The sequence below is a fragment of the Streptomyces marinisediminis genome (genome assembly GCF_026262575.1).
GTDB lineage: Bacteria > Actinomycetota > Actinomycetes > Streptomycetales > Streptomycetaceae > Streptomyces > Streptomyces marinisediminis.
Map to the genome: position 1 here is coordinate 69,937 of NZ_JAPKFL010000024.1, position 14,973 is coordinate 84,909.

12 protein-coding genes and 2 pseudogenes are annotated in these 14,973 nt (G+C 71.4%); 2 read left to right on the forward strand and 12 right to left on the reverse strand.

Features of this window, described 5'->3' with window-relative positions:
• Positions 1–11: 11 nt before the first annotated feature.
• Both OSB71_RS18960 and OSB71_RS18965 read right to left on the reverse strand, forming a co-directional pair.
• Entirely contained in the window at positions 12–698 is a 687-nt protein-coding gene (locus OSB71_RS18960) for a phosphatase PAP2 family protein (RefSeq protein ID WP_265949598.1), read from the reverse strand.
• 171 nt (positions 699–869) lie between these two features.
• Entirely contained in the window at positions 870–1,346 is a 477-nt protein-coding gene (locus tag OSB71_RS18965; RefSeq protein ID WP_265949566.1) for a GNAT family N-acetyltransferase, read from the reverse strand.
• A 352-nt stretch (positions 1,347–1,698) separates the two neighbouring features.
• Between OSB71_RS18965 and OSB71_RS18970 the strand changes: the two genes are divergently transcribed.
• The gene (locus OSB71_RS18970) at positions 1,699–2,229 is read left to right on the forward strand and encodes a hypothetical protein (RefSeq protein WP_265949567.1); all 531 of its coding nucleotides are present in this window, start codon (positions 1,699–1,701) and stop codon (positions 2,227–2,229) included.
• A gap of 13 nt (positions 2,230–2,242) precedes the next feature.
• On the opposite strand, the gene OSB71_RS18975 is transcribed toward OSB71_RS18970, so the two are convergent.
• From OSB71_RS18975 to OSB71_RS19015, 9 genes and pseudogenes are all read right to left on the reverse strand, one after another.
• Positions 2,243–3,448, reverse strand: coding sequence for an erythromycin esterase family protein (locus OSB71_RS18975; RefSeq protein ID WP_265949569.1), 1,206 nt, complete (start codon positions 3,446–3,448; stop codon positions 2,243–2,245).
• A gap of 76 nt (positions 3,449–3,524) precedes the next feature.
• Positions 3,525–4,445 carry an LLM class flavin-dependent oxidoreductase gene (locus tag OSB71_RS18980; RefSeq protein ID WP_265949571.1) on the reverse strand — a complete coding sequence of 307 codons (921 nt, stop codon included), beginning with the start codon at positions 4,443–4,445 and terminating at the stop codon, positions 3,525–3,527.
• 36 nt (positions 4,446–4,481) lie between these two features.
• Positions 4,482–6,266, reverse strand: coding sequence for an ABC transporter ATP-binding protein (locus OSB71_RS18985; protein ID WP_265949572.1), 1,785 nt, complete (start codon positions 6,264–6,266; stop codon positions 4,482–4,484).
• Positions 6,263–9,352, reverse strand: coding sequence for a lantibiotic dehydratase (locus OSB71_RS18990; RefSeq protein WP_265949574.1), 3,090 nt, complete (start codon positions 9,350–9,352; stop codon positions 6,263–6,265). Before OSB71_RS18990 ends, OSB71_RS18985 begins: the two co-directional genes overlap by 4 nt.
• Before the next feature lie 5 nt (positions 9,353–9,357).
• A complete protein-coding gene (locus tag OSB71_RS18995) occupies positions 9,358–10,695 on the reverse strand; it encodes a lanthionine synthetase C family protein (protein WP_265949575.1) in 1,338 nt (445 codons plus the stop codon).
• 100 nt (positions 10,696–10,795) lie between these two features.
• Entirely contained in the window at positions 10,796–10,981 is a 186-nt protein-coding gene (locus OSB71_RS19000; protein ID WP_265949577.1) for an FDLD family class I lanthipeptide, read from the reverse strand.
• Positions 10,982–11,104: 123 nt separating this feature from the next.
• Complete coding sequence (locus tag OSB71_RS19005) at positions 11,105–11,395, reverse strand: response regulator transcription factor (protein ID WP_265949578.1); 291 nt, start codon at positions 11,393–11,395, stop codon at positions 11,105–11,107.
• Positions 11,392–11,805 carry an ATP-binding cassette domain-containing protein gene (locus OSB71_RS19010; protein WP_265949580.1) on the reverse strand — a complete coding sequence of 138 codons (414 nt, stop codon included), beginning with the start codon at positions 11,803–11,805 and terminating at the stop codon, positions 11,392–11,394. The genes OSB71_RS19005 and OSB71_RS19010 overlap by 4 nt, the downstream gene beginning before the upstream one ends.
• Positions 11,806–11,931: 126 nt before the next feature.
• Positions 11,932–12,184 (reverse strand): annotated as a pseudogene (locus OSB71_RS19015) (IS256 family transposase); the annotation flags it as partial.
• Positions 12,185–12,950: 766 nt separating this feature from the next.
• Here OSB71_RS19015 and OSB71_RS19020 point away from each other — a divergent pair.
• Positions 12,951–13,800: pseudogene (locus OSB71_RS19020) on the forward strand (IS5 family transposase).
• Between the two features lie 72 nt (positions 13,801–13,872).
• On the opposite strand, the gene OSB71_RS19025 reads toward OSB71_RS19020, so the two are convergent.
• Positions 13,873–14,973 (reverse strand): Shedu anti-phage system protein SduA domain-containing protein (locus OSB71_RS19025; protein WP_265949581.1); only part of this gene is annotated, 1,101 nt, incomplete at its 5' end.

Genomic DNA, 14,973 nt, shown 5'->3' on the forward strand with positions numbered 1-14,973 from the left:
CGGTTAGCCGGTCAGCCGTCCCCGCCGGCCGGGGCAGCCGGGGCGGATCTCCCGTCAGCCCTCCGGTCGGCCACCCGGTCGACCAGCCACGCGGTCGCCGGTACCACCGCCAGCGCGGTGCACCAGCCGCCGAGGACGTCACCCGGGTAGTGCGCGCCCAGGGCGACCTGCGCCCAGCCCGTGGCGGCCCCGGCCACCAGCGCCGCGGCCAGCACGAGCAGCGTGCCGGCCGCCCTGCCGAGCCCGGGCCGGCCGGCCGCGAGCAGCGCCACCACGAGAGCGAGCGCGGTGACGAACGCGGTGTGCCCGCTCGGATAGGACAGGTGACCCTCGTGAATGGTGCGCCCCACCAGCGGCTTGAGCAGCGTCGTCGTCCCCACGGCCGTGCCGGTCCCGGCGACGGCGAACACCGCCGCGCGCGGACGCCGAAGCAGCAGGCAGCCCGTCACGGCGGCCCCGACCAGCGTCACCGCTCCCACCGGCTCCCCGAGGAAGTCCGCGGCCAGCGCGGCGTACCGCCAGGGCGGCCCCACCCCGTGCACCGCCGCCCAGACCCACGCGTCGACCCCGCCGGGTTCGCTGTCGCCCGCGTACGCAACCCCGAGCACCACGACGACCAGCGCGGCGAGTGCCGCGACCAGCCCCAGCCCCACGCGCGGCGCCCGCGGCAGCACCGCCCGCCCGGACCGCCCGGTCACCCGTCCACCGCGAGCCCGCGCCCGTCCTCGGCGCAGGGCCGTCCCGGGCATGGGGTACGGGGCGTCGCTCGCGCCGTCGCGCAGCACGGACACCAGTGCCAGGGCGTCGCCCAGAGGGCACACGGCGCGCACCCCCCGCACCGCGTGTCTGCCCACTCCCCCATGCTGCCGTCAAGCGGCGCTGTCGCAGCGCCGGATGGTGACGACCATCCGCGGCAGCACTCTGCCGGCCACGGAGCCCGAGGGAACGCCTCCCGTGCGGACCGCGCCCATCGCGCGGTAGAAGGGCTCGGCATGCGGGTCCGAGTCGATCGTGAGCTGGGTGAACCCCAGGTCTCGTCCGGCGGCGACGGTGTGCTCGAACAGCAGACGGCCGACCCCCTGGCCGATGACCTGCGGAGCGACGAACATCATGCCGAGAACGCCCGTGGGCGGTTCCCCCTCGAGAGTCGTGAAGCCCAGGATGTGACCGCCCCGGTCAGCCACCATGGCTCGTCGGCGTGCGACCTCGTCCGCGGCCACGGTGAGCTCGGTGCGACACGCTTTCAGAAACCGGGCGTCATAACCCCAGTGCGCCTTGGACCGCAGCGCCAGTTCGGTGAGTATCCCGGCTTCCGTCGCCCGTGCGGGCCTGATCAGCACGTCCATCTACTTCCCCCGGTCCGGTGTGGGTCCTCCGATCCTCGCACCCTGCGGTCGTGCGGAGAAGCACGCGATGGCCGGTCATGACACATCAGTCGCTCCACGCGACTCGGGGCAGCACAGGGCACCATGTGCCGGATGACCGGGAGAGCGGGGTGGACTCAGAAGCAGCGCGGTGTACCAGCTCGGTCGTGGTGCCCGCTCTGGGTGCATGACGGGGGCATTCCCTTGATCAGGTCGCCCAACGCTCTCCCCGGCTCGTCCGACTCCGTGGCCGAAAAAGGGAACCGTCCTCGCCACCCTGGCGGAGACTGGCGGGCGACGATCAACAGGGCGACGAGGAGAGGAGAGCGCGCCGATGGAGGCGTTCACCTACAAGCCCGCCGCCGATCGGCTCTTCGGGACGGTCCACATCGCGCTTGACCACGAGGGCGGGACGGTGACGGTGAGCGGCGACGGGCTGCCGTGCACCGAGATTCGGCGGAGCGCCGGTACCCTGCCGGAGACCCATGTGCCGATCGGTACCCGCGAGCAGGCACAGCTCACCCTGAGCGTGGACGGCGCGGACGAGGCCCTGCGCCCTGCGAAGGGCTTCCTGACCCGGCGTTCGTACCGGGTGGAGGTCGAATCCTCGGCGCGGGGACACGGGTATCTGCTGGTGCCGGACTCTCTGGGCACCAGCCGTCTGCTGCGCGACGGCCGTCTCCTTGGCGTCTTCACGTCGACCGGGGACGGGACGGTCAGCGCCGAGTGGGAGGAGCCGAACAGCGGCGAACACGCGGAGCCCCACGACGCCGCCGTAGGGTACGCGCTCGCCGCCGCCTTCGGGACGGGGGCCGAGCCGATGTGGAAACTGACGCTGAACGCCCTGCTGGAGATGTGGCCGTGAGCAGGGTCCGCCTTCATTCCTCAGCCTGCGGCAGCGGGTGGGAGCAGGTCGAGCGGGCGACGAAAGCGATGCCGTCGTAGTCCTTCGCCGGTACGAGCGGCGCTGTGTGGAAGCGGTAGGAGAACCGCGGCACGTTGGCGCCGAAGCTGCGCTGTGCCTGCGGTGCGTGCAGCCAGGGGGCGGTGCAGCGCAGGTCGATGTAGTAGTCGCCCTTCAGGGCGTCGGCGAGCCGTGCCTCGATGGACCGGGTTCCAGTGCCGATGCGGTGCCGTACAGGAGGGGCCTGCAGGTTGTCGCCCCTGCGGGCGAGGAAGGAGCCCTTGCCGAAGAGCAGGGCCAGGGCGTAATAGCGGTCACCGTAACGCTCACGGAGCCTGCTGCCGAGCGCGGTGACCCGGTCCCCGTACGTGCCCTTCGCGAGGTGACCGTTGTGCGCCCAGACCATGACCCGGGCCGCCGGATCGGCGTCCACGAGGCGGGCGACGGCATCGGCCATGGCACGGTCGCGCACGGCGAAGGCGCTCTCCTCCCCGCCGGACTGGTCGAGCGAGCGGGTCACGAGATCGGCGGCGCGGACAAGGATCCGCGCGTGCTCCACCAGCTCATCGTCGGCGTCGGCGTGGTCGGCGAGGTGGCGGGCGACGTCCTCGGCGCGCTGCCGGAGCTCCTGTTCGAGGTCGGGGCGCGAGCCGGGGCGAGCGTGGATCAGGACCTCCAGGGCGCGGACGTCCTCCTCGCGTCCGGGCGCGTGCGCGCGCAGGAAGGACGTCACGGCCTCGACCGAGTCGGCGCCGCATTGCGGGTCGATGCCGACGAAGCGGACCCGGCGCTCCTCGGCCAGGTCCCGGTTGTGCGCGTGGAGCCACTCGATGAGGTCGACCATCTCCCGCGTGCGCCAGGTCCAGAAGCCGAGCCGGGCGACGAGCCGAGCCGGGTCTCCGACGCCGTGCCGGACGTAGGCGTCCAGGGCGCGGGCGGCGGACTCGCTGGCCTCCATGGCGAGGGTGGTGGACCCTTCCTCGCGGACCAGGAACTCCATGATCCGGTGCTTGAGCCGGAAGAACTCGGCTGTGCCGTGGGTGGATTCGCCGAGGCCGACGATCCGGGCGCCGCGCAGCGTCTCCCCCAGCGGCTTCAGGTCGTCGGTGGGCGCACCTGGGGTCAGCGTATCCAGGGGGCGGGCGTGCTCGGTCAGCCAGCGGGCGATTTCGTCGGGCACCGGGGTGCGTTCCCTCCCTGCGCGCGACGTGGTGTGGCCCCTGCGGCCCGCCCGTGTTGCCGCACGCAATAGTGTGTCAGCTCTCGGCCTCGCGGCACGCCGTCAGGATCTCCCTGAGGTCTCGTACGGCGTCCTCTCGGCCATGGTCGCTATACACGCCCGCGACGTTGACGACAACTTCGTCCACGCCCGCGCGTCCGTATTCGGCCAGTCCGGCGCCAATCTCGCGGGGGGTGCCGTGCAGGAAGACGCCGGCGTCGACGAGGGCGCGGGCGCCGAGGTTCGGGCGGCTGTGGTGCACGCGCAGCCCGGCGCGGCGGAGCATGTCGGTGTAGTGGGGTCCGGCGAGGTGGGCGCGCGCGGCCGTGTAGGCGAGACGGTACGGGTTACGGTGCGGGCGATCGACGGCGGCGTGCACAACGGTGACGACCCGCGGCACGGGGCGGCCCGCCTCGGCGGCGCCCTTGGCCATGGCGGGCAGCAGGGTGTCCTGGACGTAGCCGTGCGGGGTCATCCAGCTGATCGCGGCGTCCGCGACTTGCCCGGCGGCGCGTGCGAGCGCGGGACGCAGCACGCCGAGTCCGGTCTCGACGCCGGGGTGCGCCAGTGAGGGGAGCCGGACGGCGCCGCCTTCGTCCTCGGGGCCGAGCAGCCGCCGCACCTCCCGGAGGTAGGCGAGGCAGGCGTCGCGCGGGCTGGCGTACGGCTTGCCGTGCAGTCCCGCGACGAAGTCCGGGGTCGCGGGGCCGAGCCCGAGAACGGTGGGGTGCCCGGTGAGCAGCGCGAGGGAGCGGGACTGGATCGCGGCCTCCATGGGATGCCGCAGCGGCATCAGGACGACGCTGGTGCCGACCGGGACGCGGTATCCCCGCCCGGCCAGGTAGGCGAAGACCTGCTGGGTGTCCGCGCTCAGCGACTGGCCCTGCCAGAGGCGGGCGGCCCCGCCGTCGCGGACGAGTGCGGCGAAGGAGACGAGGGACTCGGGGTCCGTCGGCATGAGGGGGTACAGGACGGATACGCGCATCGTTCGGCCTCAGGAGGACGCGGCTTCGGTCAGATAGCCCGAAGCCTGGATTCGGAAGAGACGGGCGTAGACGCCGTCGGCTCGCAGCAGGTCCTGGTGGACGCCGTCCTCGATGACCCTCCCGTTCTCCAGGACGACGATCCGGTCGGCCATCCGGACCGTGGAGAAGCGGTGGGCGATGACGAGGGAGGTAGCGCCGCGGGCGACATCCCGGAGCCGGGAGAAGATTTCGGCTTCGGCCTCGGCGTCGATCGCCGCGGTCGGCTCGTCGAGGACGACGACGGGGGCGCGCCTCATGAAGGCGCGGCTGAGGGCGACCTTCTGCCACTGTCCGCCGGAGAGCTGGTGCCCGTCCTCGAAGTGGCGGCCGAGGACGGTGTCGTGGCCCTGCGGGAGCTCGTCCACGATCGCCGAAGCCCCGCCCGCGCGGGCGGCCTCCGCGATGCGTGCGGTGTCCTCACGGGCCTCGACGCGGCCGAAGCCGATGTTGTCGCGGACGGGCAGCTCGTAGCGGATGAAGTCTTGGAAGATGACGCCCATGTGGCCTTGCAGATCGTCGAGGTCGTACTCCTCGATGGGCACGTCGTCGATGAGGATCTGCCCGCTCGTCGGTTCGTAGAGGCGGGTGAGAAGCTTGACGAGCGTGGTCTTGCCGGCGCCGTTCTGCCCGACGAGGGCGACGCACTCGCCGACCGGCAGGGTGAAGCTGACGCCGTCGAGGACGACACGGCCGGTGCCGGGGTAGACGAAGCGCACGTCCCGAAACTCGATGCCCTTGCGGAGCATGTCTGGGAAGGGCCGGGTGCCGCCCTTGAGCCGGCGTTCGGGCAGGGCAAAGAAGGCGAAAAGGTTGCCGAGGAAGAGGCTGTCCTTGTAGAGAGCAGCGATACCGAGCAGCATGCCGTGCGCGGAGACCTGGATCGAGCCGACCGCCTGGAGGTAGCCGGCGAGCTGGCCGACCTGGCCCGCTTCGGTGGTGGTGTGGATGGCCCAGAGCACGGCGCCGGACGAGGCGGCGACGCTGACCAGGCCGAGGACGCCGCCGAGGACGGACTGTCGGCGGGCGAGGCGCCGGTCCACGTCGAAGAAGGCCCGCACGAGCCGGGTGTACCGCTCCAAGAGGTGCGGCCCGAGCTGGAAGAGGCGCACCTCCTTGTAGGTGTGGTCGGTGGTCGTGAGGTGCTGGTAGTAGTACAGGCGGCGGCGGTCGGGGGCCCGTTCGTACTCGATCTCGTACGCCTTGTGGCTGAAGAACATGTACGAGATCACGGACGGGACAGGCGAGAGCAGGATCACCAGGGCGATCCAGGGGCTCCAGGCGAAGAGCACGATGCTGACCGTCGCCAGCGTGACCAGCTCCCGGGCGACCTCCAGGAGCTGGGTGAAGACCTGGTAGACGCGACCGCCGCTGCTCTCCTGGAAGGCGCGCTGCATCGTGTCGTAGATTTCGGCGTCCTCGTACTGCTCCAGGTCGAGTCGGGTTCCCTTGCGCATCACCCACTCGCCCACGCGGGCGGTGAGCTCCAGGCGCAGCAGGGTGTCAAGGTACTGGAGAAAGGTGCCGAGGGCGTGATTGACCAGGCCCACGCCCAGCAGCGCACCGCCCGCAAGAAGAGCCGTGCGTCCGGCGTCCGGGTCGCCGGTGACGGCGTCGGCCACGCCCTGCACGGCGGCGGCGACGAGCCCGATCTGGGCGGCCGGGATCAGGGCGAGCAGGCCGGAGACGACCGTGAAGGCTGTCACCCGCAGCGGGCTGAGCCGCCAGAACAGCCCGCTGACGCGCAGCCAGATCATCCGCGCACCTCCCCTGCCGCCGTGTGCGCCGTGCTCGTCGTCGGGACGCCGGCAGCGGCCTCGCGGCCGCGGAGCGCGCGTCGGACGTGGGCCCACAGGGCGTGGCTGCGGGCCTCCCGGCCGAGGTCGATGGGCAGCAGGCGGTTGATCTGCATGTGGGCCAGGCTGGCGAGGACCTGCTCCTCGGAGCCGACGAGGACGCCCTGCCGGGCGGCCGCTCGCACCGCCTCCACGGTCTCCGCCACCGCGGGCGCCTGTGCCCCGAAGGTCTCCTGGAGCAGAGACCGATGGGCCCGGCCCTCCGGGTGCGGGTCGCGGTCCCAGGGGCTGAGGAGTTCGCAGAGGTAGTCGCGGTGGGCACGGAACAGGGCGCGGCTGTCGCGGACATGGGTCTCGTCCGGGCCGGTGCCGTGATCCGCGTACGGGGAGAGATCGACGCCCCACTGGACGTGGAGGGTGTCGAGAGCGGCGACGGCGAGGAACTCGGGCCTGATATCGAGGCGCCGGGACAGCAGCAGGGCGGTCGCCTCGCTGTTGGCGCGGAAGAGCCGCTCGACTGCGTCGAAGACGTCCGGGCCGCCGTAACGGGCGATCTCCGGTGCGTATGCGGCGAGTTCGATGTCGCGGGCAAGCCCGAGGTCGACGAGACTCCGGCCCCACGCGGTGACCTGGGTGAGCATACGGGCCGGGTCGGTGCCGCGCACCCGCAGCCGTAGGTGCGGGAAGGGGTCAGCGTACCGGATGTAGAACCAGCGATCCAGGAGCTCCTGGGCGACCAGTTCTCCGACCAGGTCCAGGAGCGGCCCGGCGATGATCTCGTCCTGCCGTTCGGGCGCCGCGTAGACCTTGAGGAAGGTCCAGGGGCCGCCGGGGGCATGGCGCTCCACCGGTACCTCCCGGCGGTGGCGCGGCACGGACGCTCGCGTGGCGCGCACGACGTCGCGGGCGATGACGGGCACGACGACCTCGGCGGCGTAGCGCTCGCCCGCCTCGTCCTGGAGCCACATGCCGTCGAAGGACGGCAGCATCTCGTGCAGCACGACGTTCGTCCGCTTGGCCGACTCCGCCCGGAGCTCCTCGCGGCAGGCGGGGTGGTCGAGGTCGAGGAGCAGACGCTGGTCGGCCTCGACGAGGTAGACGTGCCGGGGCACCCGCCACCGGATCCGCCAGCCGTCGAGGTCGTCGACGGCGCCGGCGGCGAGCCGCCACTGGGCGGGCCGCAGGGCGACCTTGCCGCGACTGACACGCGGCAGGAACGGAGCCGCCTCCGCCGGTCCCCAGTGGAAGCCGGTCGGCAGGATGTGGCCGTCCAGGGACGCCTCAATCAGGAAGCGGGCGACGTTCGGGGCGAGGGTCGGGCTGAGCATGTGGTGCTGGGCCACGACGATCTCCCGGTCGAGCCGGCGCGACCACAGGTGGAAGCGGTCACCGGAGACGCCGACCAGGATGTCGTCCAGCGGCACGACCCGGTCCGGGCCCACCGACGGGGCCGTGTTGACGGGGATCTCGTAAGGCCGGACGGCCGGGCGAAGCGTCACGTTGGCGGCGCGGCCGTACGGCGGCAGGAAGGCGAGCTCGGCGTAGGCGACGTCGGGGAAGAGGGCCTCCTCGCGCCGCGCGTATCCCCGGAGCCGTTCCACGGCGCCCTCGCCGAGCAGGTGGCCGAACCGGCCGAAGGTGCGTCCTCCGTAGGTGAGGCTGTCGTGACGCAGGACCGCCCGCCACTCCCCCCGGTTCAAGGCCTGCCGGTCGGCGGAGTGGATCTGGAGGTACGCCTCCATCGCGGGCGGCGGGTCGGGCATGGGGCCGGGCGGGGCGAGCCGGTCGAGCCAGGCGTCGGTCAGTTCGACCTCGTCGGCCCGGTCCCACCACGCCTGCTGGGCGAACTCGACGAGCGCGCCGTCCAGACGGACGGTGTCGTCGGGCGGCGCGGTGGGCAGCTCGATGGAGCGCGGCGGATTGGTGTACGTCGGCGGCGCGTCCAGGCCGGTGTCGGGACTGAGCAGGCTGAGGACCGGAACGCGGGTCCCGGCGCCGTACCGCTCGGTGAACTCCTGGCGGTAGCGCGTCAGATGGTCGCGCCTGCCCTGGGCGGCGCTGAGCCGCATCAGGACGCCGACGGCGTCGGCCGCGGCCTGTCCGACCGAGGCGTCGAGGACCGGCTCGCGCAGGTCGAGGAGGGTGTCGGCCTGGTAGCTCCGCCCGCTGTGACCGGGCACGAGTTCGTCCTGCGCCGCCGCGAGCGCGCGCAGCGAGGCGGTGTCGTGGACCCGGTCGGCGAGGTCGGCGACGGCACGGAGCCGTTCGGCGGTGGTCGCGGCGGCGGGGACGTCGGTCAGCTTCTTCAGGACGTGGTGCTCGGGGCGCCCCGCGGTCTGCGGCGGCCGCAGGTCGCCGATGAGGAAGCCGAGCTCCCAGAGCTGCCGGACCAGGCCCTCGACCGTCTCGGTGGGCACGTCGGGGAAGGCGGCGGCGAGTTCGGCGGCGAGCCGCTCGTACGGGACCGGCACGGCGGCCGTCCGCATGACGAGGTCGACGGCGGGGGTGGCCCGGACGCGGACGGTCCGCTCGTCGTGGCGACCGTACTTGTCGGCCTGCGGCAGGACGACGCGGTCGCCCGCACGGGCGGCCGTCGGGTTGAGGACGAGGCGAAGCCGGCGCAAGAGATCCGCGTCCTCCTCCAGCTTCTCGATGAGCGCCAGCAGCCAGCCCATGTCGGCCCGGACGTGCAGCCGGTGGCCCTCGGGCTGGCCGAGCCGGGCGGTGGTGGCGGCGCCGAACTCGCCCATCGCGACGCCGGAGAAGGCTCCGAAGGGGGTGGGCCGGGTCGCCATGCGGGTCAGGTAGCGCAACAGCCCGGAGCGGAGGCGGCGGACGCGCTTCTCGGGCAGCTCGTCGAGGCGGTCAAGGCTGCCGGCCAGGTCCTCGCTGGCGACGAGCAGGGCGCGGGCGACGTCGGGGCGGCGGGCCCGTTCGACGAGGGCACCCGGGGTGCGGGCCGGGTCCTCGGTGAGGTCGAGGAAGGTGCGGGCGGGCAGGACCGGCGCACGCAGCAGGAAAAAGCCAGCGGGCTCGTAGGACGGCATGGGCATCACCGGGCGAGGAAGACGCGGAACCAAAGGGGCCGCTGCTCGCCGAGGGCGGCGAGCAGGCTGAGGGCCACGCCGGTGGCACCGGTGAGGAGCCCCGGGTCGTCGACGGGCACGTCGGGGTCCTCCAGGTCGGCGAAGCCGAGCGGACGTGCCGTGTCGTGGTCGTCGAGCAGCTGCCCGACGAGAACCGGGAGCCGGTCGCGGGCGGCGGCGCTGTGGGGCGCGAACTCCAATGTGAGCATGACGAGTCCGGCGAGCCCGTGGCAGAGCGTGGGCGAGAGCGGCCGCAGGTGTCCGGCGCGGGCGAGCGCGCCATCGAAGGCGGCGACGGCGGCGGTGCGGAGTTCCTCGTCGGCAGTTGCCTCGGCGACGGTCAGCAGGGCGCCCGCGACGCCGACCGTGCCGTAGCACCAGGCGATCCGGTCGTGTCCACGGCCGGTGGCGATCTCGTGGCCGTGCTCGTCGACGGGGACGCCGTCGCCCCAAACGGGGCCGTGCTCGTCGGTGCCGGCCCGGTCCCGGATCCAACGGGTGAGGTGGGCGACGGCCTCGCGCTGACCGGGCCTGCGGTGGCCCGCCTCCCAGGCGGCGGCAAGAGCTGCGGCCACGCCCGGAGCGCCGTGCGAGAGGCCGAGGTTGAGGTATCCGTGCGGGTATCTGACGTGGTAACCGCCGACGGACGGGTAGTGCGCCGGGGTGATGAGCCAGCGGTGCGGGGTGCCGTCGGTCTCGGCGGGTCCGGCGAGCCAGACGAGGTGGTCCACGAGCACGGCGACGGCCTCGGCGACCCGGGGCGAGGGGCCGGGGACGGCGCCGAGGTGGGCGAGGGTGCCGGCGGCTCCGGTGACCAGGTCGTAGTCGAGGTCGCTGACGGAGCGCTCGATCCGGTGCGGGGGCGCGGCGAGGATCTGCTCGGCGAGCTGCTCGTTGAGCCGGTCGAGGCTGGGCCCGAAGCGGGGCTCGTCCCGGGCGATGTCGGTGAGGGCGAGGGCGAGACCGCTGGTGCCGGCGAACAGGCCGTGGTGCTCCAGGGGTTCGATCTGGGTGGACAGGACCGCCTCGCGTATGTGGGTGTACGCGGTCTCCGGTTCACCGAGCCCGGCGCGGGCGGCGTACAGGTGGAGGAGGGCAGAACCGGCCAGGCCGTGGGTGAGGCTGGGCGGGTACCAAGCGCCGGAGGTGTCGCTCTGTTCGGCTGCGCGGAGCGCGAGGTCGTCGAGCTGGGCGGGGGTCGCGGTCGCGGCCACGACCTGGCTGACGGCCGTCCGCGCGCGGCGCACGAGTGCGGGGTCTGCCGTGCCGGCCCAGGTGTCGGTACCGTAGTGAGCAAGGTGCATGTCAGTCCAGTCCTGTCTGTTCGGCGTGCTGCTCGCGCTGCGTCGACGGGTGCTGCCGTGTCTCCACCACGGCAGCACCCGTCAGACGTTCAGCCCGTGCCTACTTGGGGGCCACGCAGAGCATCGTGCACATCGAGGTGCAGGCACACGTCTTGGTGACGCTGCAGCCAACCCGGGTGCAGACGGTGCGGGTGGCGATCGTCGAGATCGACGGCGGGGGCGCCTGCTCACCGGCGGGGCCGGCGGGGGCGGATATACGGGCGTCCAGGTCGAATGCGTCCGACATGACTCTTCCTTTCGGAGTTCCTTTCCCGGCGGCCGAATCCGCCGGGAACGCCGGTGCTTTCCCGGCACTGGAGAAATTCTGTCGAATCGCGTTCGTCTCTTCCATTGGCCGTGGCGACAATATTCACACCGGCCGGGGAATTCCTTCCGTGGCGAATGCGTAGGAAGCCAGGCACAAGGCGAGCCGGGACGAGAGTTCCAGTTTCTCCATGACGGCGGCGACATGTGCGCGCACGGTTCTCTCGGTGACGTGCAGGCGCTGCGCCATCGACTCGTTTGAGAGTCCCTCGGCGAGCAGCAGGAAGGTCTCCCGCTCCCGCGGGGTGAGCCGGCCGACGCGTCCCAGCGCCGGTTTCCAGTGCGGCCCGCCCGGCGCGCGGACGGGTGCGGCGTGCGGTGTCTCGGTCTCGCTCACGGTGCTGCGACGCTCCTGTCTGCGGCGGCCCTGTCCAGCGGCCGCGTGCGGTGGTCGGTGGTCAGCCTGCGGTAGAACGGCTCCTCGATGAGCAGCTGTTCGTGGGTGCCGACGGCGCTGACGCGGCCGTCGTCCAGGACGACGACCCGGTCGGCGGCGCGCACGGTCGACATGCGGTGCGCAACGACGAGCAGCGCACGTTCCCGGGAGATGCCGCGGAGCATGTCGGTGAGTTCACGTTCGTTGATCGGGTCGAGTTGTGAGGTGGGTTCGTCGAGCAGCACGAGTTCGGGCCTGGGAAGCAGCGCGCGGGCGATGGCGACGCGCTGGCGTTTCGCCGCCTGAAAGGTTGAATCCGCGGTCTCCGACGGCGGTTTCCAAGCCGTCCGGAAAACGTTCGACGAGTTCAACCAAATGCACCATCCGCAGCGTTTCGAGAATTGTCTCCTCGTCGGCTTCCGGGCTCGCGTAGGTGAGATTGTCAACCCCAGGTCACAACCACCATCTGAGATCTCTGCCGAACCCGGGGCGGTTCAGTTGCCGCTGTTCCGGCCCGCCGCGTCGTGCTTGTCATAGCCGACGTGATCGGTGATCCCGCCCTCCAGGGCGAAACTCCAGCACCCGCTTGGTCAGCTGCTGCAGCAGCCCGCCCTCCCCGGTCAGCTCAAGCCCGTCGGAACGGGCACGGTCGACCAGCATGCCAATCAACTGCTCGTCCGACACCGCATCCGCGGCCGACTCGACGACCGGCTCCTCCACGACCTCGTGCTCGGTGATGGTCTCACTCATCAGGCAACTCCTTGATCACCGGATCCGCCGTCTATTGGACACTCCCCGCCGAGGCGAGGGGATCCATGGCGAGAATCGCCTTGTCGCAGGAGCTACGAGAGTGCGAGCGGTCCTCGCACAGTCGGAGCGGGAGCGGCAGCGAGCCCGATAGGTGCGCTCGCCTGGGGCCGGAGTAGATCACCACCGCCGGCAGGGAGGCGCAGAACCTGCTGGACGTGCCGCACGGAAGTAGCGAAACCGCTTGGCGTCACGAAGCTCCCAACAACCTGGATATCTACGTAGGCAGCAGATCTCCTGACCAGCTACGCAGGACACCTGACGACCCATCAGAACGAGCGTCATTTGAGCGTCATCTCAGCGTCAAGATATCGCCCGTAACGCCCACACCGCACATACTGCGCGCGCACGAAACCGCAGGTCAGGCGCCCTTCCCAGCAGGCTCCAGGATCGCCACGCACTCCACATGATGCGTCATCGGAAAGATGTCGGCTTGAGCGAGTCTCGGAAAAGGCCAGGTCAGAGGCCATCTCTCGGCTCGCTGTGCCGCCTGCGGGAGACCAGAGCGTCAAACGAGCGTCATGACGCACAGCACATCCCGCCTCTCCGGGACGGAGCAGGCTGCCACGACCAACTGCCCGGGCACGGACCGTTGGCTCGGCAGGCACGTTCGTGGGCTTTCGGGCTGACCGGCCGGCGCACCCGATGAAGGCGTGCCTTCTGCACTCCATCGAGAACGCCAGGGCCTAGGCAGTTTCGTTTGGATCAGTTGGTCGTTGGCCTGGGTGTGCCATTGACCGACGCGCAGTGGGCGCGGATCGAGCCGTTACTCCCGGACCGGACGCCGAAGCGGGGTGGCCGCTGGCGGGACCACCGCGAGGTGATCGATGCGATCGCCTTCAAGTTCCAGACCGGAACGCAGTGGGTGCACCTGCCGGAGAAGTACGGCAACTGGCGCGGTGTCTACAACCGGCTGCGGATGTGGGCCATCGACGGCACATGGGAGCGGGTCTTCACCGCCCTGGGCGCGCAGGCCGACGCGGAAGAGGACCTGAGCTGGGCCGTCTCGGTGGACTCCACCATCGTGCGGGCCCACCAGCACGCGGCCGGGGCCCGCAAAAAGGGGCCCCGGCCGGGGAGCCGGGCGACCACGCCGTCGGCCGCTCCCGTGGTGGACTGACCACGAAGATCCACCTCGCTGCCGACGACCGCTGCCGGCCCCTGGCCTTCCACCTCACCGCTGGCCAGGCCGGTGACGCGCCCGCCTTCACCGAGGTGATGGCCCACCTGCGGGTGCCCCGCCGCCGTGGACGGCCCCGCACCAAGCCGGAGGTGGTCCTGGCCGACAAGGCGTACTCCTCCCGAGCGATCCGCGAGCACCTGCGCAGACGCGGCATCCGCGCGGTGATCCCCGTTCCGGCGGACCAGCAACGTCACCGACTGCGGCGGGGAAGCCGGGGCGGCCGACCACCGGCCTTCGACCGCGAGGCGTACAAGCAGCGCAACACGTCGAGCGGTGCATCAACCGCCTCAAGCAGTGGCGCGGAATCGCCACGCGCTACGAGAAGACCGCGACCATCTACCTGGCCGGACTCCACATCGCAGGCATCTTCCTCTGATCCGCCCGATGATCCAAACGAAACTGCCTAGGTCCTTCCAGGCTGACGCTGCTTGCAGACGGACGGCTGGTTTCAAGCGAGCCGAAGGCGTTGGTCGGGGGCGTCTCGGCGCAGAGGGTCGGGGGATTCGTTGATGCGCATCAGCCAGTCGTAGGTGCGTACCTGGATGTGGGAGCGCCGGGCATGCAGTTCCCGGATTTCGGCGGCTGCGTCGTCGTAAGTCTCGCGGGCCATGATGATCAAGCCTGGGACTTCGGCCGTGATACCCGGCAGGCCCAGCCCGTCGGCGTCGCGCGCGGAGCGGGCGTAGTGCAGATTGGTGGACAGCCACCTGCGCCAGTCCTCGATCTGGTCGACCGCGTGCCGCAGGGTGGCCGTCGCCCGCCTATTGCCGGGGTTGGTCAGGCGACTGACCGGGCTCTCCAGTTCGACCAGCGTCCACCGAACTCCGAGTGAGGTCTGACCGGCGATCATGAAGTCGGCCATGTAGTGGTTGCCGAGCTGAACCTGGGGCCGGATCCAGGTGTCGTGGGTGCCCACTACGGTGCCGACCAGCAGCGCCGGGTGCTTCTCCAAGAGCCGCTGCATCGCGGCCTCGTCGTCCGCTGTCTCCAGTGCGTTGCGCAGTGCCTCGATCGCCGCCGGGGTCGCTGGAAAGTTGATCCGCCAGCGTTCCAGCTGTGCCTCCTGGGCTCGGGTAATCCGAGCCGGGTTGCTCTGAACCCGAGCGGCGTGTTCGCGGGCAAGATGGAGCTGATCGAGATAGCCGTCCTCACCGGGGCGGGTGATGCGGGTGACCCGATGCGGGGCAGTGCCCAGCCCGTGGCCGCCCCGGAAGTGCAGTCGGCCATTGGCGCCGATTGATGAAATCTCGCCGTGCATACCCGGCCCCTTGCGCCGGTCGCGAGCGGTAACTACGTCATCGACCGCAGGCTCTAGCCGACGCAGGGCGGCGGCGGACTCGCGGTCACGAGCGACGCGCAGCCAGGCGTTAAGCACCTCCCGGCACCCGAGCTTATCCATGTCGGGAACCGCCAGGTCCGTGCGGTTCGCGAGATCGAGGAGGACCTCGTACTCGTCGTCGCCGAAGTCACCGGCGAGCGTGAGTCCCAGAGGCATTCGAAGCAGGACGCGCAGCTCGGCGGCAGCGACCGGCGCGGGTGTGGCCTGTCC

What these genes read in the sequence shown, in the direction of transcription:
- OSB71_RS18965 (WP_265949566.1), bottom strand. Translation starts at nt 1,346, where the DNA reads ATGGACGTGCTGATCAGGCCCGCACGGGCGACGGAAGCCGGGATACTC.
- OSB71_RS18970 (WP_265949567.1), top strand. Translation starts at nt 1,699, where the DNA reads ATGGAGGCGTTCACCTACAAGCCCGCCGCCGATCGGCTCTTCGGGACG.
- OSB71_RS18980 (WP_265949571.1), bottom strand. Translation starts at nt 4,445, where the DNA reads ATGCCGACGGACCCCGAGTCCCTCGTCTCCTTCGCCGCACTCGTCCGC.
- OSB71_RS18985 (WP_265949572.1), bottom strand. Translation starts at nt 6,266, where the DNA reads ATGATCTGGCTGCGCGTCAGCGGGCTGTTCTGGCGGCTCAGCCCGCTG.
- OSB71_RS18990 (WP_265949574.1), bottom strand. Translation starts at nt 9,352, where the DNA reads ATGCCGTCCTACGAGCCCGCTGGCTTTTTCCTGCTGCGTGCGCCGGTC.
- OSB71_RS18995 (WP_265949575.1), bottom strand. Translation starts at nt 10,695, where the DNA reads ATGCACCTTGCTCACTACGGTACCGACACCTGGGCCGGCACGGCAGAC.
- OSB71_RS19000 (WP_265949577.1), bottom strand. Translation starts at nt 10,981, where the DNA reads ATGTCGGACGCATTCGACCTGGACGCCCGTATATCCGCCCCCGCCGGC.